The sequence below is a fragment of the Demequina sp. NBRC 110055 genome, assembly GCF_002090135.1.
In the GTDB taxonomy this organism is placed as follows: domain Bacteria; phylum Actinomycetota; class Actinomycetes; order Actinomycetales; family Demequinaceae; genus Demequina.
The window spans coordinates 67,618-86,610 of the sequence record NZ_BBRL01000006.1 but is presented as its reverse complement, the minus strand read 5'-3'; the positions used below and the strand labels follow the sequence as shown (position 1 = coordinate 86,610).

Here is an 18,993-nt window from a genome sequence, read left to right as displayed (position 1 = left end):
GGGTACCGCTACAGGTGATGGGCGGCCGTGTCGGTGCCGGCGTGTCGTTGCCAGGCGCAACGCTCACAGTCACGAAAGATCTATACCCTGGGGGGTATACCATTGGCCTATGGCTACTACCGATCTGACTACTGACACCTTTGCCTCGACCATCGAGGACAAGGACATCGTCCTCCTCGACTTCTGGGCGGCGTGGTGCGGCCCGTGCCGGTCCTTCGCGCCGGTCTACGAGGCCGCCTCCGAGCGCCACACGGACATCACCTTCGGCAAGGTCGACACCGAGGCCGAGCAGGCATTGGCCGCGACGTTCGGAATCACTTCGATCCCGACGCTCATGGCGTTCCGTGAGGGCGTCATCGTCTTCGCGCAGGCCGGGGCGCTGCGGGCGCCGCAGCTCGAGGACCTCATCTCACAGGTCCGTGCACTCGACATGGATGCCGTCCATGCCCAGGTGCGTGCGGAGCAAGAGGAGCAGGCCGAGGGGGACGCCGCGAGGTAGTGCGTTGTTGTGGTCAGCATGCGGCACTGGGCGTTCGGCCAGGCTCGCGCGCGCTTCGCTGGCGACCGTGAAGGCTAATTGCCGCGACGGCGCGCCAAGTCGTCCCCCTCAGCCTCCGCCACGATCCTGTTGACCATGCCGCTGAAGACGAGGCCGTGGAACGGCAGCATCGCGAGCCAATACAAACGGCCGGTGAGCCCGCGGGGGAAGAACACGGCGCGTTGCCGGTAGACAGAGCCGTCGTCGCGTGGCTCCACCCCCAATTCCAGCCATGCCTTGCCCGGCACGCGCATCTCTGCGCGCAGGCGCAGGAGGCTCTCGTCCTCGACGGCCTCGACACGCCACACGTCGATGGCGTCGCCCACCCGCACGCCCTCGCGAGTGCGCCGGCCACGCCGGTGGCCCACGCCTCCCACGACGCGGTCCATGAGCCCGCGCGTCGCCCACAACACGGAGGCCGAGTACCAACCGGTCGCCCCGCCCACTTGGGTGACGACATCCCAGACGGCCGATGCCGTGGCTGAGGTTCGCTTGCTGCGTGAGTCCTGGAAGACGGTGCGGCCGGCCCATTCGGGGTCCGACGGCATGGGGTCACTCGGAGCGCCGGGGACGCGGGCATCGGCCCAACTGGTTTCGACATCGTCCAGTTCTATGCGGCCGAGCGCCATCCGTACGGCCCGGTGGTACCCGGTGAGCCCGTGTGGCGGGGGAGGGATGAGCGTGTCGATGGCTCCGCCGTCGCGCACCACGCACGTGTGCAGGAGGGACTCGACCAGCGGCACCGCGATGCGCCGCGGCACCGGCGTCACCAGTCCTACCCAGTGCGACGCCAGCCTCGGAGTAAACACGGGCAACGCGGTAATGGCGCGGTGGGGAAGTTCGGCGACCTCCGCGTACCCGTTCATCATCTCCGTGTAGCGCAGGACATCGGGTCCGCCGATGTCGAAGGCGTCATTGACCTCGTCGCGCACGCGCAGCGCCGCCAGCAGGTAGTACAGCACATCGCGCACGGAGATCGGCTGGATCCGGTTGAGGACCCAGCGCGGTGCGGGCATGTACGGCAGCACCTCGGTGAGGTGGCGGACCATCTCAAAGGACGCCGAGCCCGATCCGATGACGACGCCGGCCTGCAGCACAATCGTGGGAGTGGCGGAGGCGAGCAGAATGTCGCCGACCTCTTTGCGCGAGGCCAGGTGCGCGGACAGCTCGCCGGGCGGGTGCAGGCCGCTCAGGTAGATGATGCGCCGCACGCTGGCGTCGGCGCAGGCGCGCGCGACCGCGAGCGCGATGGCCCGGTCCAGGCGTCCGTAGTCCTTGCCGCTCGACATCGAGTGCACCAGGTACACGACGGAATGGACGTCGGCGACGGCGCGCCGCATCGCCTCCTCGTCGGCGGCGTCGCCCTCGACCACCTCGACGTCGTCGGCCCATGGCATGGCCGCGATCCTCGCCGCCGTTCGGGTGAGAACGCGCACGCGGTAACCCCCGGCGAGCATGCGGGGCACCAGACGTCCGCCGATGTACCCCGTGGCGCCGAGCACCAGCACCCGCGGGGCGTCTCCGTCCGGCGCCGGGGCTGCGGCGAGGGCGTCCTCGGTGCCGAAGGGCCACGCGAGTGCGCCGGCCGTGTCGGCACCTTCGGCGGAGGGGGTGGACGGCTCGTTGCTCATCGGTCGGGCCTCCAGTGCGGCGTCGGTGCGGGTCTGTACCGATGAAACCCTGGTGCTGAGCGCTGCTATTCCCGGGGGAGCGTCAGACCGGCCTCGACCTCGTCCAGGAAGATGTCCGGGAAGAGCGCCTCGTCCGGGGTGCCGGGCACCGCCGCATAGTCGGAAAAGTCGGTCACGCCGGCGTCGGCGAGGACGTCCTCGACGATGAGCGTCTGGCCGCTGACCTCGCCGGGCGGGCGCGTCAGCACGGCGTGCGCGGCATCGGCATAGATCTGGGGCGTGCGGCTGACCTTCATGAGCCTGTCCCCGCCCAGGATGTTCTGGACGGCGGCGGTGGCGATGGTGGTGCGCGGCCACAGGGTATTGGCGCTGAGGCCGCGCGGGCCGAACTCCGCCGCGATGCCGAGCGTCACCATCGTCATACCGAACTTGGCCAGGGAGTACCCGGTGTGGGCGCCAAGCCAGCGCGGCGACGCGTTCAGCGGTGGCGACAGGGAGAGCACGTGGGCGTGATCGGAGCGCAGCAGTGCGGGCAGCGCCGCACGGGTGAGCATGAACGTGCCGCGCACGTTGACGTCCTGCATGAGGTCGTACTTCTGTGCCGCAAGGTCGGCGGTCCCCGTGAGGTCGATGACGCTCGCGTTGTTGACCACGATGTCGATGCCGTCAAAGCGTTCGAGTGTCGCGGCGACCGCGTGCGCGATGTCGTCGTCGTTGCGGACGTCTCCGACGAGGGGGAGAGCCTCACCGCCGGCGGCGACCACGGCATCGGCCGCCGTGAAGACGGTGCCCTCGAGGCGGGGGTGCGGCGCGTCGGTCTTGGCGAGCATCGCCACGTTGGCGCCGTCGCGGGCGGCGCGAAGGGCGATCGCGAGGCCGATGCCACGGCTGCCGCCGGACATGAGAATGGTGCGTCCCGCGAGGCTCATCGTGCGCCCCCACGTTCGCCGTGCGAGTCGGCGAAGGCGGCGATGCGGTCACGCGCCTCGGCGCCGTCATATGCGGCGCCGATCGTCGCGGCCTCGTCGTCGAGGCTGTCGCGCCACGGCCGCGAGGCTCCCGCGCGCACCAGGCGCTTCGCCTGCCCAAGAGCATGATGTGGGCCGTCGGCCCATGCGCGTGCGATGGTGACCGCCCTCGCCTCGGGGTCGTCGGCGACCTCCTCGACGGCGCCCCACGCGAGCGCCGTGGCAGCGTCGAGCTCGACCCCGGTGAGCAGCACCGCCAGGGCGCGACGTTCGCCGATCGCGCGCGCGAGCAATGTGCTGACGCCGAGGTCGGGAGTGAGGCCCACGTCGGCGTAGCGCCCCGCGATGCGCAGCGTCGGCGCGGCCACGACGTGGTCCGCGGCGAGCATGAGGCCGATGCCGCCGCCGGCGACCGCACCGCGTACCGCCGCGACCACCGGGACGGGGGAGTCGACGAGGGTAGCTAGCCCCTCGTGAATCACGCGGGCGGCGCGCGTCACCTCTGCGCCCGTCACGCCCGCGGCCGCCATCGCCAGGACGTCTCCGCCGGCGCAAAAGGCGGGCCCCTCGGCGTCGAGGACGATGGCGCGCGCCCCGGATGAGGTCGCCTCGCGACACGCGTCGCGATAGGCGTCCCCCATCGCGAAGTCGAACGCGTTCAGCCGTGAGGGGCGCGCGAACGTGAGGTGCGCGATGCCGTCGGACACGCTAAGGCGGATGGATGCTGACACGAGACCTCCTCGCGGCTCGCCGGTGAGCCGTTGGACCCATCCTGTCATGGACGGGGCCTTGCCCCGACGCGCATCCTGTGTTCGAATAGCGATATATCGTTCACTATCGCTCGAACGTCTCGTTCGGGCCCGTCACCCGGAGGACACCATGGGACGACACACCGGATTCACCCCGTCGCAGGCCTCGGAGGCCATGTGGGACGCGATGGAGCAGCTACGCACCCAGTTCGACCGCAAGGTCGGCACCCGGATGGGCAGGGGAGACGTGCGTGCCGCCGTCCTCGCACTGCTTCACGAGGAGCCCATGCACGGATACCAGATCATCCGCGAGATCACCGAGCGCACCGACGGTCGGTGGAAGCCCAGCGCCGGATCGGTCTACCCGACCCTGCAGCTGCTTGCCGACGAGGGCCTCGTCCAGGCCGAGCAGAGCGCCGACCGCAAGACCTACGCGCTGACCGCGGAAGGTGAGGCCGAAGCGGCCTCAGCCGCGGCATCGGCCCCTTGGGTGAGTGTCGAGAAGGATGGTCACGCGTACGGCGCCACCGCGAAGGCGGGGCTCGACCTTGCTCAGGCCGTCGCGCAGATGGCGCGCACCGGAACCGCGGCGCAGCAGGAGCGTGCGACGGAGATCCTTACCGAAGCGCGACGTAAGATCTACTCGATCCTGGCGGAGGACTGACGGGAGGTCCGCAGCCCGGTCGGGATCGAGGAGAGCCGATGCCCGACGTCCCCCGTGATCGCGCCCGCTATCGACGGATCCTGCGCTTTGCCGCGTGGCACTTTGCGGTGCAGTGGTGGTACGAGATCGCCCTACCCGTCATCGGGCTGCGCCGCGTCGCCGAGCGGACGCGCGCCCGCCGCATGCGTACGTTCGCGCAGCGTTTCCGCGGCCTCGCGGTCGAGCTGGGCGGGCTGATGATCAAGATGGGGCAGTTCATGTCCTCCCGGCTCGACGTGCTTCCGCCCGAGATCACCAAGGAACTCGAGGACCTGCAAGACGAGGTTCCCGCGGTGCCCTTCGAGCAGCTTCGGGCTGCGGCCGAGGCGGACCTCGGAGGCACACTCGAGTCGATCTTCGAGGACTTCGATCCCGTCCCCGTGGCCGCCGCCTCGCTCGGCCAGGTGCACCGTGCGCGCCTGCGTGAGGCCGATGCCGAGGTCACCGGATACGTCGACGTCGTCGTGAAGGTACAGCGCCCGGGAATCGGCGACATCGTCGAGGTCGACCTCGCGGCGCTGCGGCGCGTGGCGCGATGGGCCATGAAGATCGGCGCGGTGCGCCGGCGCGTGGACATGCCCGCCCTGATCGAGGAGTTCGGCGCGGTCAGCCGCGAGGAGGTCGACTACCTTCACGAGGCCGCGGCGTCGGAGCGCTTCGCCGCGCTCTTCGAGGGCGACGATCGCGTGCGCGTGCCGCAAGTGGCCTGGGAGCGCACCACCCGCCACGTGCTCGTGCTCGAAGACGTCTCCGCGATCAAGATCACGGATCACGCCGCGCTGCGCGAGGCCGAGATCCCGCCCGCGGCCGTCGCGCGCGTCTACGCCGAGATCATGCTCGACCAGCTCTTCGTGCACGGCTACTTTCACGCCGACCCGCACCCGGGCAACCTCTTCGTGACGCCCGACCCCGAGGCCTCGCTGGGGTGGCGCCTCACCATCGTCGACTTCGGGATGATGGGCGAGGTGCCGCAGTCGCTGCGCACCGCCCTGCGCGCCCTCGTCGTGGCGGTCGCGAGCCGCGACGGTGCCGGCCTCGTCAAGGCCATGGGGACGGCGGGGGTGCTGCTGCCTTCCGCCGACACGGCCGAACTGGAAAAGGCACTGTCGACCCTCTTCGGCCGCTTTGGCGGCATGGGCTTCGCGGAACTCAAGGAGGTCGACCCCCGCGAGTTCCGGGAGTTTGCCCAGGAATTCGGCGTGCTCGTGCTCGACCTGCCGTTCCAAATGCCCGAGGACTTCCTGCTCATTATCCGTGCCCTGTCGCTGACGTCAGGGGTGTCCACAGCGCTCGACCCGCGCTACAACGTGTGGGACACGGTCGAGCCGTACGCCCAGCGCCTCCTCCGCGACGAGACTCGCTCATTTGCGGCCGATGCCGGACGCGAGGCGGTCGACATCCTGCGGTTTGCGTGGGGTCTGCCTGGCAGGCTCGACGGTATCCTCGCGCAGGTCGAATCGGGCAACCTGCCGGTCACGGCGCCTCGACTCGAGGCCGTGGTAGTGCGGTTAGAGCGCACGGCGTCTCGGCTGGTGAGCGGCATCGTCTTCGCGGCGACGCTGCTCGCCGGAGCACTGGTGCACGCTGAGTCTCCCGGCCTCGGGACCACGCTGATGGTGGCCTCTATGGTCCCGCTACTCGCGACTGTCTTCGGGGGTCGTCGTTCGCGGTAGCTTCCGCGAGGACGGTGACATCGGCGACCTCGCGCTCGCCTTCAGGTGAGACGCCGATGCCGTGGCTGGGCTACGAGGCCCGGCCACGGCATCGGCCGTCAGTCACTACTTGTGTCGCGGCTTGCGGAACGGCTTGCCGCCGCCGTCGCCCCGGTCGTTCCAGTCGGACTTGCGGCCGCCGGAGCGCAGCTTGTCATACGAGCCGCTACCGCCCCCGCCGGGCGGACGCGAGTCGTAGCCGCCGTCGCGCTGACGGCGGGGTGTCGGACCGCGGTCCACCTGAAGCTCGATGAGCTGACCCGAGATGCGCGTGCGCTTGAGAGCCTCGAGCGCCTCGGAGGGGAGGTTGGCGGGAAGCTCGACGAGGGAGAAGTCGGGCTTGATGGTGATGCGACCGAAGGCGGAGCGATCCAGGCCGCCTTCGTTGGCGATGGCGCCGACGATCTGGCGCGGCTCGACGTGCTGACGGCGGCCCACCGAGATGCGGTAGGTGATGCGGTCGCCGCCGCCGCGGGGACCGCGGTCGGGACGCTCGTCGCGGTCGCGACCCTTGCGCTCCTGGAAGCCCACGGAGGCGGGCCTTTCCTGCGCGGGGTCGAGAAGGAGGGGAGTCTCGCCCTGGGACACGACGGCGAGCGCGGCGGCGACATCGGCCTCCGGCACGTCGTGGTGTTCCACGTAGTGGGCGATGATGTCGCGGAAGCGGTCGATGCGCTCACGCTGTTCGAGGGCCGCCGTGATCGAGGCGTCGAAGCGGGTCAGGCGCGTCGCGTTGACGTCCTCGGCGCTCGGCAGCGGCATGGGCGTGATGGGCTGTTTGGTGGCCTTCTCGATGGAGGATAGGCGGCCGCGCTCGCGCGGGGTCACGAACGCGATCGCGTCGCCCGTGCGACCCGCGCGTCCGGTACGGCCCACGCGGTGGACGTAGGACTCGTTGTCGATGGGCAGGTCGTAGTTGACGACGTGGCTGATGCGTTCGACGTCCAGGCCGCGGGCGGCGACATCCGTGGCGACGACGATGTCGAGCTTGCCGTCCTTCAGCTGCTGGATGGTCTTCTCGCGCTGCGCCTGGACGATGTCGCCGTTGATGGCGGCGGCGGCATACCCGCGGGCACGCAGGCGCTCGGCGACCGTCTCGGTCTCGTTCTTGGTGCGCGTGAAGACGATCATCGCGTCGAAGTTCTCGACCTCGAGGATGCGGGTGAGGGCGTCCATCTTCTGCTGGTAGGCCACGACGAGGTAGCGCTGTGTGATGGAGGCCGAGGTCGCGGTCTTGCGCTTGACCGTGATCTCCTGCGGGTCGCGCAGGTACTTCTGCGACAGGCGACGGATCTGCGCGGGCATGGTCGCGGAGAACAGGGCGACCTGCTTGTCCTCGGGAGTCGAGGCGAGGATGGTCTCGACGTCCTCCGCGAAGCCCATCTTGAGCATCTCGTCGGCCTCGTCAAGCACCAGGTACTGCAGTTCCGACAGGTCGAGGGTGCCCTTGTCGAGGTGGTCCATGATGCGGCCGGGTGTGCCCACCACGATGTCGACGCCGCGGCGCAGCGCCGACAGCTGAACGCCGTAGCCCTGACCGCCGTACACGGGCAGGATGTGCACGCCGGTGCGGTGGTTCGCGTACTGCTCGAAGGCCTCACAGACCTGCAACGCGAGTTCGCGCGTCGGGGCGAGGACGAGCGCCTGGGGCTTCTTGCGCCCGGGTGTGAGGCGGTCGAGGATGGGCAGCGCGAAGGCTGCGGTCTTGCCGGTTCCGGTCTGCGCGAGACCGATCACATCGTTGCCCTGGAGGAGTGGGGGGATGGTCGCGGCCTGGATGGCGGAGGGGGTTTCGTAACCCATCGCCTTGACCGCCCTCAGGACGGAGTCACCCAGTCCGAGGTCGGCGAACGTGGGTCCCTGGTCGGGCGCGATGTCGTCGGCCGGTGCTGGATTCTCAGTCGTCATAGGACAAGGGTAGGCCGTCGCGGGCACTGAGGCCTAGGACCAGGGCAAACGCCGCGCCGGTCACTCGTCGTCGGCGCTTTCGTCGGCGGCCGTGTCGGTGTCGCCGCCGCTCGCGTCGTCGAGGTCGTCGAAGACGCTGACCACGTCCTCAAGGAGCGTCGGCTTTTCGGGCGCAACGAAGGAGCCGACCTCGGTCGCGACGTACTCGAGGTGCCACCACTCGGGCTTCGAGCCACCCGGGCGCGCCCAGGTGGGGTGGACCCAGCCGAACTCGGCGCCGTTGGCGGCAAGCCACCGCGCGGAGGCGTAGTCCATGTCGACCGCCATGCCCCAGCCGTGGTTCGACGTGCCCGGCACGGCCGCGGTGCCAGGCTTCGCCGCGCGTGTGCGCACCTGCAGGGCGTACGACCGGTACGAATCCGTCAGCGACAGGTGCGTGCCGGTCTCGGCGTAGTAGGCGTCGTCGGCGGCCTCGAGAGCTGCTGCGGCATCGTCCTGCAGGTAGTGGCCCGAGGCGAAGTCGAGGGAGGCGAGGCTCCCGGACGTGAGGCGCCCGTTCGATCCCGACACTCCCGAGGGCTGTCCCGACCAACCGTTCTGGCGTGCGGCGACGGCGGCGCGGTTGGCGTCGGCATAGTCCTCGCGAGCGGCGGCGACCTCGTCGTCGTACTCCTCGAGCGCGGCCTCGTTCTGCACGGCCTGCTCGGCGTTCTCGGCGTCGATCCACTCCTCGTGGGAGCGACGCACCGCGGCGAGGGCGTCGGCATGCGCGGTCACGGCGCCCTGAAGCGCCTCGAGCTGGGCGAGAGCGGCGCCGCTGTCGCTGGGCTCCAGCTGGGACGACACCAAGGCTCGGAGGTTCGCACGTGCGGCCGCGTAGTGGGAGAGCACGGTGGCATCCGTGACACGGTCGCCGACGTCGCTCACGCGCTCGTCGGCATCCGTCGCAGCGTCGTGCGCATCGTTCACGGCCTTCGCGAAGTCGCTCAGCGCCTTCGTGAGCAGGGCGTCCTCGGCGATCTGTTCAAGGTGCCGTGCCTCGGCCTCTACCGTTGCCGTGGCGTTCTCGAGCCGCTCGGATGCGGCGGTCAGCGATGCTGCAGCCGCGCGAGCCTCGTCGGGGTTGTCAAAGGCAGCGCCGTCGACGACGAACGTGGCATCGGTGGCGGCCTCTCCCGACGTGCCCGATGCGCCGGCGTCGTCGCCATCGGCGGTCGTCTCGGAGGCGTCAGTGGAGGCGTCTGCCTCGGGGTCCGTGGCAGCCTCGGCGTCGGTTGCGGCGTCTACGGACGGGGTCGCAGAGGGGGTCGCGGAGGATTTCCCCAGGAGATCCTCGGTGGTCATCTCATTGCCCGCCACGGTGACGTCGTCGGTGGCGATCTCCGTGTCGGCGTCCGCCTCGCCCGTCGCGTCCGCGTCCGCGGCCTGGCTCGGGGCCTGCCCGGACTCGGCGTCGGATGCCGTCGACTCTTGTCCGGACGCCCCCGGCGACGTCGTCTGAGCGGTGACGGGGGCGACCACATCCGTCCCACCGCCGGTACCCGCGGCGGCCGCTGCCGCGGATTCCGCGGTACGCGCTGTCGAGGCGGCGAGGACGGTGGCGTCCTCGAGGCTGTCGACGGCGGCTGCGACATCGTCGGAATCGGTGACGCTCGCTGCCTGCTGGGAGACGGCCTCGGCCTCCGACAAGGTCGTCGCGAGGGCATGCTTGCGTTCCTCGTACACCTTGGCGGCGGCCTGAGCCTCGGTGACGGCCACGTGGCGGTCGACCGCGTGTGCGCCGTGGGCGCCGACGATGCCGGCGCCGAAGCACACGAGGGCCACGGTGGCGAAGAACGGACGGTGGGGGTGGGGCAAATTGAACATGAAGGAGGGGGGTCAGGTGACAGGCGTCCAGGCACGCAGAAGCATGCCCAGGTGACGGCAAAGTGACTCTGCGCGGGGGGCGAACAGGCGTGCGCCGAGGACGGCTCTCAGGAGCCGACCAGCCGACACACCGCGTCATGTGGTGTGACGTCAAAGGGGCGGACGGGGGATCCGCCACGGTCAAGGAGCGGCGCACCACCGGTCGCTGACGGGTGTTCAACGTACGAGTAGGCGTGGATGTTGCACGAGCCGTGGCGGTTCGGCTTAAGGTATCCGCCATGCCTGTCGCCCTTGCCCGCCTTCGCACGCCCGCGCTCTATGCCGGAGTTGTTCTCGTCGTGCTCGGCGCAGCGCTCGAGGTCGCGCTCACCATGGGACTTGCGGTGCCGTCATGGGGCGCCGAGATGTGGGAGACGGGCGCGATTCTTTGGGCCGCGGCCATGGTGACGGCCGTGGCTTCTCCTGGGGCCGGCGTGGACGCGGACGTCTACGCCGCCCCGGTACGTGGCATGTGGCTGGTGCGACGCTCGCCCGCAACGCGGCGGCCCAGCCACGGCACGCACACGTGGGGCCGGACGTACGGCATCGACTTCGTGTATGGCTCGGGCAAGGGTGATGTGGGTGGCCATGTCGCCGGCGGGTTCGCGCGGCCTGGCCGGTATCTGGGATTCGGTCAGCCGGTGTACTCGCCAGTGGACGGGATCGTGGTGCATGTCGCCGATGGCGCCCGTGACCACCGCGCGCGCACATCCTTGTGGGGACGTGCCTGGTACCTGATCGAATGCCCCTTTCGTGCGGCGGGCGGCCCGCGTGCCGTCTTCGGCAATCATGTGGTGATCCGCCTCGCCGACGGTACCCATGTGCTGGTGGCACACCTGCGCCGTGGATCCTTGCGCGTGCAGCAGGGTGACGGCGTCGCAACGGGTGCGTTGCTGGCGGCCTGCGGCAACTCGGGATCTTCAGCGAAGCCGCACGTCCATGTGCAGCGCCAGGACATCGCCTCGCCGTACATCGCGATGGGTCTGCCGTGGGCGTTGGAGGGCCGGGGGATTCCCCGGGTCGGCGACGACATCGGCGTCACCGTCACGATCTAGTTTCCCGGGTACGCGGTACCCGGTGCACGGGCGCGCGCGGGCTCGTGTGCCCGGGTGCCCGCGTGCGCGGTGCCGGTCTACGCATTCCGTTGTCTGCGGTCCGGCTCGCCGGGGAAGTTCTATCGGAACCTGCGCAACCACCGGTGCCGTCCTTGCGCCACAGGTGGTGTGAAGCACGAGCGCCGCAAGGTGTGTGCGAGGCTGACACCGTGACCAAGGACAGCGGCCGTGAGGACCACACTCCTGACGCGACCCTGACGTCGCGTAGCCGTCGAGCTCCGGCGTTGCCGGGACGTCGAGACGCGGGCGACGCGTGGGTCGAGGGCGCGGACGGCGCGCGGTATTGGGGTCGCTTTGGCGCGGCGGGATTGCTGGTACACGATCCTTCCCGAGGCGTGCTGCTGCAGCACCGCGCCACCTGGAGCCACCACGGCGACACCTGGGGCATCCCCGGCGGTGCCTTGCACGAGGGTGAGACCGCCTTTGACGGGGCCTGCAGGGAGGCGGCAGAGGAGGGCGACGTGCCGCGCGACGCTGTCGCGCCGGTGGCGATGGCGGTCCTCGACCGTGAGGTGTGGCGCTACACGACGGTGCTCGGTCGGGCCACGGAGCGTTTCGAGGCCCGCGCGCTTGATGCCGAGTCCCACGAACTGCGCTGGGTGCCGCTCAAGGAGGTGGCGCGCTTGCCTCTGCATCCGAGCTTCGGGGCGGCATGGGAGCTCCACCGCGCGCTACTCGCGGCCGATCGGGTCCTCATCGTCGATGCCGCGAACGTCGTGGGAGCGCGGCCGGACGGCTGGTGGCGTGACCGCGCCGGAGCCACATCCCGGTTGCTAGAGCGGCTGCGTGACGTCACGGCGTCGGGCATTGCCCTCGCCGACTGGGCGCGCGTCGATGCAGACGGGCTCACAGTCGAAGGCGCACGTGGCGCGACACCCGTCGACACGGCAGCACGAGCGGCCGATGCCGGACTCTCCGTGCGCGTCCTGCCACGGATCGTCGTGGTGGTCGAGGGCCAGGCGCGCGAAGCGGTGCGGGGCGGCGCGGCCGCCCGCAGGGGCGGGCAAAAGCCGGGGCATTCCGGTATCGGAGTCGTGCCGGCAGCCGGGTCTGGCGATGATGCCATTGTCGATGAGGTGAGGTCGGCGGTCGTCGACGAGGCCCGCGAGCAAGGCGACGAACGCAATATCGACGTCGTGGTGGTTACTTCGGATCGAGAGCTTCAAGCGCGCGTTCGCGACGCCGGCGCACGGGCTGCCGGTGCGCGGTGGTTGCTCACGCAACTCGACGGGCTGGATTCGGATCTTAGGGACCACGGGGAGTAGCGCCGCCCCTCGTCATGCGCCATACGGGCATGGTCCATGTCGCGCGGGTCACCACCAGCGAATGAGGTCGGCGCCGTGCACAGATGCGTGGCACCGCTGCCACGGTGTGACGTGGCGGACGCGGACGGGGAGGTCTCGCCAGCGGTGGTGTCGGCGCGATCCCGTGGCGGCGACGGCGCGGCCGCGACGAGTGCCACGGGGGAGAACTATCGACTCGGGGGTGGAAGCGCGCTTCTGGCACGCGTTTGCGACGTGGCGCGTGTTCAGGCCGCGTTTGCGTGTCGTCGGACGCCAGTGATCGGGACGGATCGCTCTCGATGCGACATGCGAGGGAGGTGTCGCCGGGTGGAGTTCTTCCGTCGTCGTCGGAGTGGGGAAAGGCGACGGGGGTCGCGTCGCCGGGGGCATGACCAGTGCGATCCGCGTCCGTTGTGGAGGGACGTAGCGCCGCCATGGGATTGTTGGGAAGCTCATACAACGCACGCGCGCCAGGACGGGGCCGCTGGTGAGGGTCGATGGACTTAGGCGGGATAAACGTCACAGTGCTGCGGGTCGCGATGATCACCCAACCTTGGTGGTGAACATCGTGGTGGCAGCGAACGCAGAGCAGCACGCCGTTAGAGAGCGAAGTCTTGCCGCCTTCTGACCACGGGATGATGTGGTGTGCGTCGCACCAGGAGGGCGGCGCTCCACACTTGGCGCAACCGCGATCGCGTTCCGCCAACGCCAGCTTTTGGATGTGGGAGAAGTAGCGCGCGGTACCCAGGTCGAGGGTTTCCTTCTCGCCCCCGAGAATCGCCGGGATGATTCCTGCACGTGCAGCCATGCGTCGGCACGTCGCGGGGTCGAGGGTGCCGTCCGCGCCGTCCACGAGCCCCGCATTGACGAGGGCCTGCTTGAGCGGATCGAAGTCGACGCGGACCACGATCTTTGCCTGATGGTGGGGCAAGACATCGACATCGCACCCTTGAAGATGGCGTGCGAAGTCACCGAGGGAGTCGGCGCGCACTTGCCCCGGTGAGCGCTTGTCGACGGTGACGGCGACACCCTGGCGAGCGAGTTCTTCGGTGTCGCGCTTGGTGCGGAAGTGCTGATCCACCATGGCGTCGAGCACGGCCTTCATCGCGAGCCCGCTCTCGGGGTCCAGGCGCGCATCGAAGTGGAACATCCCGTCGTGCTCCTCCTTGATAATGCAGTAGCGGCGCATCCGCTGGGCCTCGGCCCGCTCCTCCGCGTGGGAAGGGTCCAGGTCCGACTCCCACCGCAGGACGGCCTTGACGAGGCTGTCGTAGGTCAGCCGGCTCGCGCACGCGACGAGGGCCTGCTCGGCCTTGCGCGAGCGTTCGCGGTCGCAGTAGGGCCAGACGCGCCGCAGCATCCGGGTGATCGCATACGCGGCGGGGGAGGCCAGGCTCGCGTCGTCGATGGCCGCGGCGACGATCGGGAAGACCGGCTCGTCGTCGGAGGGCGATGGCGCAACCGTGGTCGCCGGAGCCGCGCCTGAGGCCTGGTCAGGAACGAGCAGAAGCCCGTCCCCGTCGGCTGCATCCGGCTCTGACGATCCGGGCGAGGGCATGTCGGAAGTCTCTGGCGCATCATCCCCAGCCCCGCCCGGCTCCATCCCCGCATCCTCCGCAGCCGTCTCTAGGGCAGCCGCCGCACGCTCAGCGGCCCGCTGCACCTCCAGAAGCACGCGCCCGGCCTCGATAAGGCGTTGCGCGTCGGCGTTGGTGTTGCCGGTTTGGTCCGCGACCAGCGCCCGCGCGGATGCAAACCCGCGCGATCGTGCGAGGGCGCCGAAGCCCCGCTCTTTGCCGGACAACTCGTCCTCGACGATTGCGACGAGCGACATTGACCGCGAGGCCCTCCGGATGATCTGGCCGAGCGCGTACCCGAAGGCCAGCAGATCGTCCTGCTGCAACACGTTCACATGGCTCAGTTCCAGCTTCCGGTCTGAGGTCACCGTCGCAAGTGCGCGTTCCGTCCAGAGCGCCGCGCGCTCCTCGGCGGCGGTCATGCGGGCGGTGTCGACGGCCATGACTCCATCACATCACCACCCTCTGACATCGCACGTCAGTGCAGGGAGAGGCTTTACTTCGGCGCAGCCACCGTCTCCCGCAGGAACGCCGCCACCTCGTCCATCTCGCCCGGATCGACGCCGTGCGCCAGTTCGGGATACTCGCGTCGCGTGAGCGTTGTATGTGCCTCGAGCCACGTCGCCGTGCGCGCGACAGCTGCCGGCCAGATGACCTGGTCGAGCAGCCCGCGGCCCCAGAAGACGGGCGGGCGTGCGGAAGCGAACGCGGCATCGGCCGACTGTGCCCGTGACGCCGTCACAAAGCCGGACAGACATACGGCCGCCGGCACGCGCTGGGGTCGCGTGCGCAGCAACTCGAGCGCCATCAGCCCTCCTTGGGAGAACCCGAGCGGCACTACCGGCGCGCTATCAGGTAGCGACGCATCGACCCATTCCCATACCGCCTCGACGGCGGCGTCGGCCCCGGCCTGCGAGGGTTCGTCGGGCAGTGACAGCGGAAACCACTCGTAGCCGCCAAACCCCATGTCGCCCGGCGCGCGCAGCGACACCCACCGCAGTCCCGCGGGCAGCCACGACGTCAGTCCCACCAGGTCGCGCTCGTGGGAGCCGTACCCATGGAGGAGCAGGACGACGGGCGCGGTGGGGGAGCCGGAGACTTCGGGCCCGGGCACGGCGGTGGTGATCCTCATGGCGTCAGTATGCCGGGCGTGCTTGACTGGCCAGGGCGACGGAAGGCCCGTCGCACACCACCTTTGGAGGCCACCATGGCAGTGCACAGCAAGGCATCGACGACGTGGAAGGGCGGTCTCGCGGACGGCTCGGGTACCACCGCTCTGGCCTCGGGAGTCGCCACCGTCGGCGTCAATTGGAAGGCACGTGCCGAGGGCTCGGCCGACACCACGACGCCCGAGGAGCTCCTCGCCGCCGCTCACGCCTCGTGCTACTCGATGGCGCTGTCTCACGCGCTCGGAGAGAACGGCACCCCGCCTACCCAGATCGACGTCACCGCGGAGGTGACGTTTGTGCCCGGTGAGGGTGTCCGCTCCTCGGTGCTTACCGTCTCCGCCACCGTCGAGGGCATCGACCAGGTGAAGTTCGGCGAGATTGCCGAGGACGCGAAGGACAACTGCCCCATCTCGAAGGCCCTGGGCGGCGTCCATCTGTCGCTCGAAAGCGCCACGCTGCTCGACTAAAGCGTCACGACGGCCGATGTCGTACGCACCCCGCGTACGGCATCGGCCGTTAACGCGTTAAGCAGTAAGTGAACTCACTAGATCGCCCAATGCGTGAACTGTCCGCCCACGAGCGTGGCCGCGACGGGCATGGCGAGGAGCTCGTCGTAGTCGCACGTCAGCGGATCGGCATCGAGGACCGCAATGTCGGCGGCCTCGCCGACCGCGAGGCTGCGCCCATCGGTCGAGGCGGCAAGCGCCTGCGCGCGCGTCAGCGACTGCTCCGGATGCCACGGCTCGCGGTCGTCGGCGCTACGGTGCACCGCGGCCGCGATGGCACGCCAAGGGTTCAGCGGCGACACCGGGGCATCGGAGCCGAGCACCACGGAGGCCCCGGCATCGCGCAGGGACGCAAAGGGGAAGGTGCGACCCGAGCGACCCGGCCAGATCTTCTCCGACGCGTCGCGGTCGTCCCACAGGTGCTCAGGCTGCATGGACGCCACCACCCCGAGCGCCGCAAACCGCGCCAGGTCGTCCTCGCGCACCAATTGGGCGTGCTCGATGGTGCCGCGCGCGCCGGTCGCGGCGAAGGCGTCGAGAGCGTACGTGACGGCCGCGTCGCCGATGGCGTGCACCGCGACGTCGAAGCCCTCCGCGACGGCCCGAGTCAGCAACGCGACCGTCTCGTCGGGGGAGTAGTTGAGCACCCCGTATTCGCCGGAGGCGTAGGGCTCGTGGCAGTACGCCGTGCGCGTGTTGAGCGAGCCGTCGGTCAGCACCTTGAGCGGACCCACCGTCAGCAGCCCACCGGTGTCGGGAATGACGTCGCCCCCGGTGAGGCCCATGTCGAGCCGTTCGTCGAACTCATCGGGGTAGAAGCCCGAGCGCACCCGGAAGGCGCGCAGCCCCTGCGACATGCGTCGCGTCCAGCCGTGGAGGTTGCGCGCCATCTCGAGGTCGACGAGTCCCACCAGCCCCAAGGCCGCCGCCTCCGCCGCCGCCTCCGAGATCGCGACGTCCTCGTCGCCGGGTGCCTCCTGGTCCAGGCGCTTTTGGAGGTCGAAGGCGTCGGCCTCCCGCAACACCCCGGCGTGCGGCAGTCCGTACGCGTACCGTGCCGCCGTGTTCACCCATACCGCGTGCAGGTCGCCCGAGAGCAACACCACGGGTCGGTGAGGAGACACCTCATCGAGCAGCTCGGCCGTGGGTTCGTCCTCCCACAGCGCGTCGCGATAGCCGTTGCCGATCAGCGCCGCAGGGACGTCGAGTTCGGCGAGCAGTCGCGCGCCCACGATCTGCGCCGCGAAGGCAGCGCTCGTCGCACTGGAGAGGTCCAGTCGACGGCGCACGATGGCCCACTGGGTGAAATGCACGTGCTGATCCCAGAGCCCGGGGATGACCCAGCGGCCCTCGAGCGAGATGCGCTGAGCATCGGCGCCCGCCGTCGTGGGGTCGGCAAGCACGCCGTCGCGCAGCAGCAGGCGCGTGGTGGTGGGCGAGCCCGGCAGGCGGGCATCGGTCAGCAGGACATCGGACACGCGCGGCCTCCTCGTGGGGTGGGTGTCGCGCCAGCATAGGGCCGATGCAGGAGCCCCACCGCTAGCATCGCGCCATGGCGCTTGTCTCACCGGTCGTTCCCATCGCCGCCGCAGGCTCGGCCATCAAGGAGGCCGCGATCGGCGCGCGCATGCTGGTACGCGGGCTCGCCACCTGGCGCACCGCGCCGCGCACGATGGCATGGGGACTCCTTCCCGCCGCGCTGTCCGCCGTCATCCTGGGATTCGTGGTGGTGGCGGCCCTCGCGGGGGCGTTCCCCCTGGGCACGTGGACCGCTGACCTAGCGTTCGAGCCGGGCTCGTTCCCGCATGGTGCGCTGCGCCTGCTGGTCGCCGTCGCCGTCGTCGGCGCCGCCGCCCTGATCTCGATCTACACGTTCACCGCGCTGGCGCTGCTCGTGGGCCAGCCCTTCTTCGAGCGCATCTCGCGCGAGCTCGACGCCCACGACCCAGCTCTCGAGGGCGAGGACCCCGAACCCTGGTGGCGCGCCGCCCTGCGCGGCATCGCCGAGTGGGCGCGGTTGCTGCTCCTGACCGTGCCGCTGGGCCTCGTCGCGCTGCTGGTGGGGTTGATCCCTGTGGTCGGGACGGCATCGGCCTTCGCGCTGTCTGCCGGACTGGGAGGCTGGTTGCTGACGCTCGAACTGACGTCGTATCCGCTCAGCCGGCGCGGCATCGTGTCGCTGGCTCAGCGTCGGCGAGCCCTCCGTGGCCACCGCGCCCGCGCCGTGGGCTTTGGTGCGGCCGTCTTCCTGGTGTTCCTCATCCCGGGCGGCGTGGTGGCGATGATGCCAGCGGCGGCCGCGGGAGGAACGGCGCTGGTCAGGTCGCTTCCCGCAGATCGCGCGCGCCGCGCCTGAGTGCGTCGAGGACGGCGGTGACGGCCGGATCGGTGCGCGAGGAGACACGTAGCGCGGCGAACACGGTCCGGAATGCGGGCGTATCAAGAGGAGACAGCGCCACGGACTGCGGTGCGGTGCTCGTCATGAGGCCCGGCATCAAGGCCACCGCATGCCCTGCGGAGATCAGCGCCATGTGCGTCTGCAGGTCGGCGGTCTGAAACCTCACGTCCGGCTCGAACCCGGCCACGCGACAGGTTTGCTCGGCGAAGTGGCGGGAGGCCGCCCCGGTCGGCTCCATGACCCAGGGGAGGGCCGCGGCAGCGGCCACACTGGCCACGGGCGCGAAGGCGGCCGATGCCACCTGGATCTCGTCGCGCACCAGCGTCTCGCGCACCAGTTCGGGGTGGTGAGGCGCGCTGTGGTGCGGGTACTCCTCGGCTACCACCAGGTCATATTCACGGGCCCAGGTGTCCTCGAGTGCCTGTGCGGGTTCCGCCTGGGTGATCTCGACCCGCACCTCGGGGGTCGTCTCTGCCAGCATGGACAGGGTGCGTGGCATGAGCGCGAGGGCCGCGGACTGGAAGATCGCCATCCTGACGGTGCCGTGCGGGGAGTCCTGCGTCGCCGCCACGTCGGCGCGGGCACGCTCAAGCGCCGCGAGGACGTCCTCGGCGGCGCGGGCGAGGGCGGCGCCCGCGGAGGTCAGGACCAAGCGACGTCCCACGCGCCGCGTCAGCGCCGTGCCGGCCTCGCGGGTGAGCGCCGCGAGCTGCTGGGAGACGGCGGACGGGGTGTAGCCCAGCGCATCGGCCGTCTCTTGGAGCGTGCCGCGCACGGCAAACTCCCTGAGGGTCCTCAACTGCGTCGCGTCGTACATCTCCACAGTTAAGC

General features: G+C 70.1%; 16 protein-coding genes. 7 read left to right on the top strand and 9 right to left on the bottom strand.

The annotated features are described in order from the left end of the window. Window positions 1–109 precede the first annotated feature (109 nt). Window positions 110–499 (top strand): thioredoxin, encoded by a 390-nt coding sequence (gene trxA / locus B7K24_RS07395; protein WP_084129645.1) that lies wholly within the window; start codon window positions 110–112, stop codon window positions 497–499. Window positions 500–573: 74 nt separating this feature from the next. On the opposite strand, the gene B7K24_RS07390 is transcribed toward trxA, so the two are convergent. The 3 genes from B7K24_RS07390 to B7K24_RS07380 form a co-directional block, all read right to left on the bottom strand. Next, window positions 574–2,169 carry an SDR family oxidoreductase gene (locus B7K24_RS07390; protein ID WP_084129644.1) on the bottom strand — a complete coding sequence of 532 codons (1,596 nt, stop codon included), beginning with the start codon at window positions 2,167–2,169 and terminating at the stop codon, window positions 574–576. A gap of 65 nt (window positions 2,170–2,234) precedes the next feature. Continuing rightward, complete coding sequence (locus B7K24_RS07385) at window positions 2,235–3,098, bottom strand: NAD(P)-dependent oxidoreductase (protein ID WP_084129642.1); 864 nt, start codon at window positions 3,096–3,098, stop codon at window positions 2,235–2,237. Then, entirely contained in the window at window positions 3,095–3,868 is a 774-nt protein-coding gene (locus B7K24_RS07380; protein WP_084129641.1) for an enoyl-CoA hydratase/isomerase family protein, read from the bottom strand. Before B7K24_RS07380 ends, B7K24_RS07385 begins: the two co-directional genes overlap by 4 nt. Before the next feature lie 148 nt (window positions 3,869–4,016). On the opposite strand from B7K24_RS07380, the gene B7K24_RS07375 reads away from it, so the two are divergent. Both B7K24_RS07375 and B7K24_RS07370 read left to right on the top strand, forming a co-directional pair. Continuing rightward, window positions 4,017–4,550: a PadR family transcriptional regulator gene (locus B7K24_RS07375; RefSeq protein WP_234986616.1), complete on the top strand. Its 534-nt coding sequence runs from the start codon at window positions 4,017–4,019 to the stop codon at window positions 4,548–4,550. 38 nt (window positions 4,551–4,588) lie between these two features. Next, complete coding sequence (locus tag B7K24_RS07370; protein ID WP_084129639.1) at window positions 4,589–6,262, top strand: AarF/ABC1/UbiB kinase family protein; 1,674 nt, start codon at window positions 4,589–4,591, stop codon at window positions 6,260–6,262. Window positions 6,263–6,367: 105 nt separating this feature from the next. Here the strand turns inward: B7K24_RS07370 and B7K24_RS07365 are convergent, their stop codons facing one another. Together B7K24_RS07365 and B7K24_RS07360 are read right to left on the bottom strand one after the other, a co-directional pair. After that, window positions 6,368–8,209 (bottom strand): DEAD/DEAH box helicase, encoded by a 1,842-nt coding sequence (locus tag B7K24_RS07365; protein ID WP_084129637.1) that lies wholly within the window; start codon window positions 8,207–8,209, stop codon window positions 6,368–6,370. 60 nt (window positions 8,210–8,269) lie between these two features. Continuing rightward, window positions 8,270–10,075: a M15 family metallopeptidase gene (locus B7K24_RS07360; RefSeq protein ID WP_084129635.1), complete on the bottom strand. Its 1,806-nt coding sequence runs from the start codon at window positions 10,073–10,075 to the stop codon at window positions 8,270–8,272. 278 nt (window positions 10,076–10,353) lie between these two features. Here B7K24_RS07360 and B7K24_RS07355 point away from each other — a divergent pair, with 278 nt between their 5' ends. Next, the gene (locus B7K24_RS07355) at window positions 10,354–11,169 is read left to right on the top strand and encodes a M23 family metallopeptidase (protein WP_084129633.1); all 816 of its coding nucleotides are present in this window, start codon (window positions 10,354–10,356) and stop codon (window positions 11,167–11,169) included. A 209-nt stretch (window positions 11,170–11,378) separates the two neighbouring features. After that, window positions 11,379–12,494, top strand: coding sequence for an NUDIX hydrolase (locus B7K24_RS07350; protein WP_307182132.1), 1,116 nt, complete (start codon window positions 11,379–11,381; stop codon window positions 12,492–12,494). On the opposite strand, the gene B7K24_RS07345 is transcribed toward B7K24_RS07350, so the two are convergent. Together B7K24_RS07345 and B7K24_RS07340 are read right to left on the bottom strand one after the other, a co-directional pair. Further along, the gene (locus B7K24_RS07345) at window positions 12,475–14,532 is read right to left on the bottom strand and encodes an HNH endonuclease signature motif containing protein (protein ID WP_084129630.1); all 2,058 of its coding nucleotides are present in this window, start codon (window positions 14,530–14,532) and stop codon (window positions 12,475–12,477) included. The genes B7K24_RS07350 and B7K24_RS07345 overlap by 20 nt on opposite strands. A gap of 53 nt (window positions 14,533–14,585) precedes the next feature. Next, window positions 14,586–15,221, bottom strand: a complete 636-nt coding sequence (locus B7K24_RS07340) for an alpha/beta hydrolase (protein WP_084129629.1) — start codon at window positions 15,219–15,221, stop codon at window positions 14,586–14,588. Window positions 15,222–15,296: 75 nt separating this feature from the next. On the opposite strand from B7K24_RS07340, the gene B7K24_RS07335 reads away from it, so the two are divergent. Continuing rightward, window positions 15,297–15,725 carry an OsmC family peroxiredoxin gene (locus B7K24_RS07335; protein WP_084129627.1) on the top strand — a complete coding sequence of 143 codons (429 nt, stop codon included), beginning with the start codon at window positions 15,297–15,299 and terminating at the stop codon, window positions 15,723–15,725. A gap of 77 nt (window positions 15,726–15,802) precedes the next feature. Here the strand turns inward: B7K24_RS07335 and B7K24_RS07330 are convergent, their stop codons facing one another. Then, a complete protein-coding gene (locus B7K24_RS07330) occupies window positions 15,803–17,242 on the bottom strand; it encodes an amidohydrolase (RefSeq protein WP_084129626.1) in 1,440 nt (479 codons plus the stop codon). A 74-nt stretch (window positions 17,243–17,316) separates the two neighbouring features. Between B7K24_RS07330 and B7K24_RS07325 the strand changes: the two genes are divergently transcribed. Then, a complete protein-coding gene (locus B7K24_RS07325) occupies window positions 17,317–18,120 on the top strand; it encodes an EI24 domain-containing protein (protein ID WP_084129624.1) in 804 nt (267 codons plus the stop codon). On the opposite strand, the gene B7K24_RS07320 is transcribed toward B7K24_RS07325, so the two are convergent. Further along, the gene (locus B7K24_RS07320; RefSeq protein ID WP_084129622.1) at window positions 18,083–18,979 is read right to left on the bottom strand and encodes a LysR substrate-binding domain-containing protein; all 897 of its coding nucleotides are present in this window, start codon (window positions 18,977–18,979) and stop codon (window positions 18,083–18,085) included. The genes B7K24_RS07325 and B7K24_RS07320 overlap by 38 nt on opposite strands. Window positions 18,980–18,993: the final 14 nt, after the last annotated feature.

Coding starts and splice junctions, on each gene's coding strand:
- trxA (WP_084129645.1), top strand. CDS start 110: ATGGCTACTACCGATCTGACTACTGACACCTTTGCCTCGACCATCGAG.
- B7K24_RS07390 (WP_084129644.1), bottom strand. CDS start 2,169: ATGAGCAACGAGCCGTCCACCCCCTCCGCCGAAGGTGCCGACACGGCC.
- B7K24_RS07385 (WP_084129642.1), bottom strand. CDS start 3,098: ATGAGCCTCGCGGGACGCACCATTCTCATGTCCGGCGGCAGCCGTGGC.
- B7K24_RS07375 (WP_234986616.1), top strand. CDS start 4,017: ATGGGACGACACACCGGATTCACCCCGTCGCAGGCCTCGGAGGCCATG.
- B7K24_RS07370 (WP_084129639.1), top strand. CDS start 4,589: ATGCCCGACGTCCCCCGTGATCGCGCCCGCTATCGACGGATCCTGCGC.
- B7K24_RS07365 (WP_084129637.1), bottom strand. CDS start 8,209: ATGACGACTGAGAATCCAGCACCGGCCGACGACATCGCGCCCGACCAG.
- B7K24_RS07360 (WP_084129635.1), bottom strand. CDS start 10,075: ATGTTCAATTTGCCCCACCCCCACCGTCCGTTCTTCGCCACCGTGGCC.
- B7K24_RS07355 (WP_084129633.1), top strand. CDS start 10,354: ATGCCTGTCGCCCTTGCCCGCCTTCGCACGCCCGCGCTCTATGCCGGA.
- B7K24_RS07345 (WP_084129630.1), bottom strand. CDS start 14,532: ATGGCCGTCGACACCGCCCGCATGACCGCCGCCGAGGAGCGCGCGGCG.
- B7K24_RS07340 (WP_084129629.1), bottom strand. CDS start 15,221: ATGAGGATCACCACCGCCGTGCCCGGGCCCGAAGTCTCCGGCTCCCCC.
- B7K24_RS07335 (WP_084129627.1), top strand. CDS start 15,297: ATGGCAGTGCACAGCAAGGCATCGACGACGTGGAAGGGCGGTCTCGCG.
- B7K24_RS07325 (WP_084129624.1), top strand. CDS start 17,317: ATGGCGCTTGTCTCACCGGTCGTTCCCATCGCCGCCGCAGGCTCGGCC.
- B7K24_RS07320 (WP_084129622.1), bottom strand. CDS start 18,979: ATGTACGACGCGACGCAGTTGAGGACCCTCAGGGAGTTTGCCGTGCGC.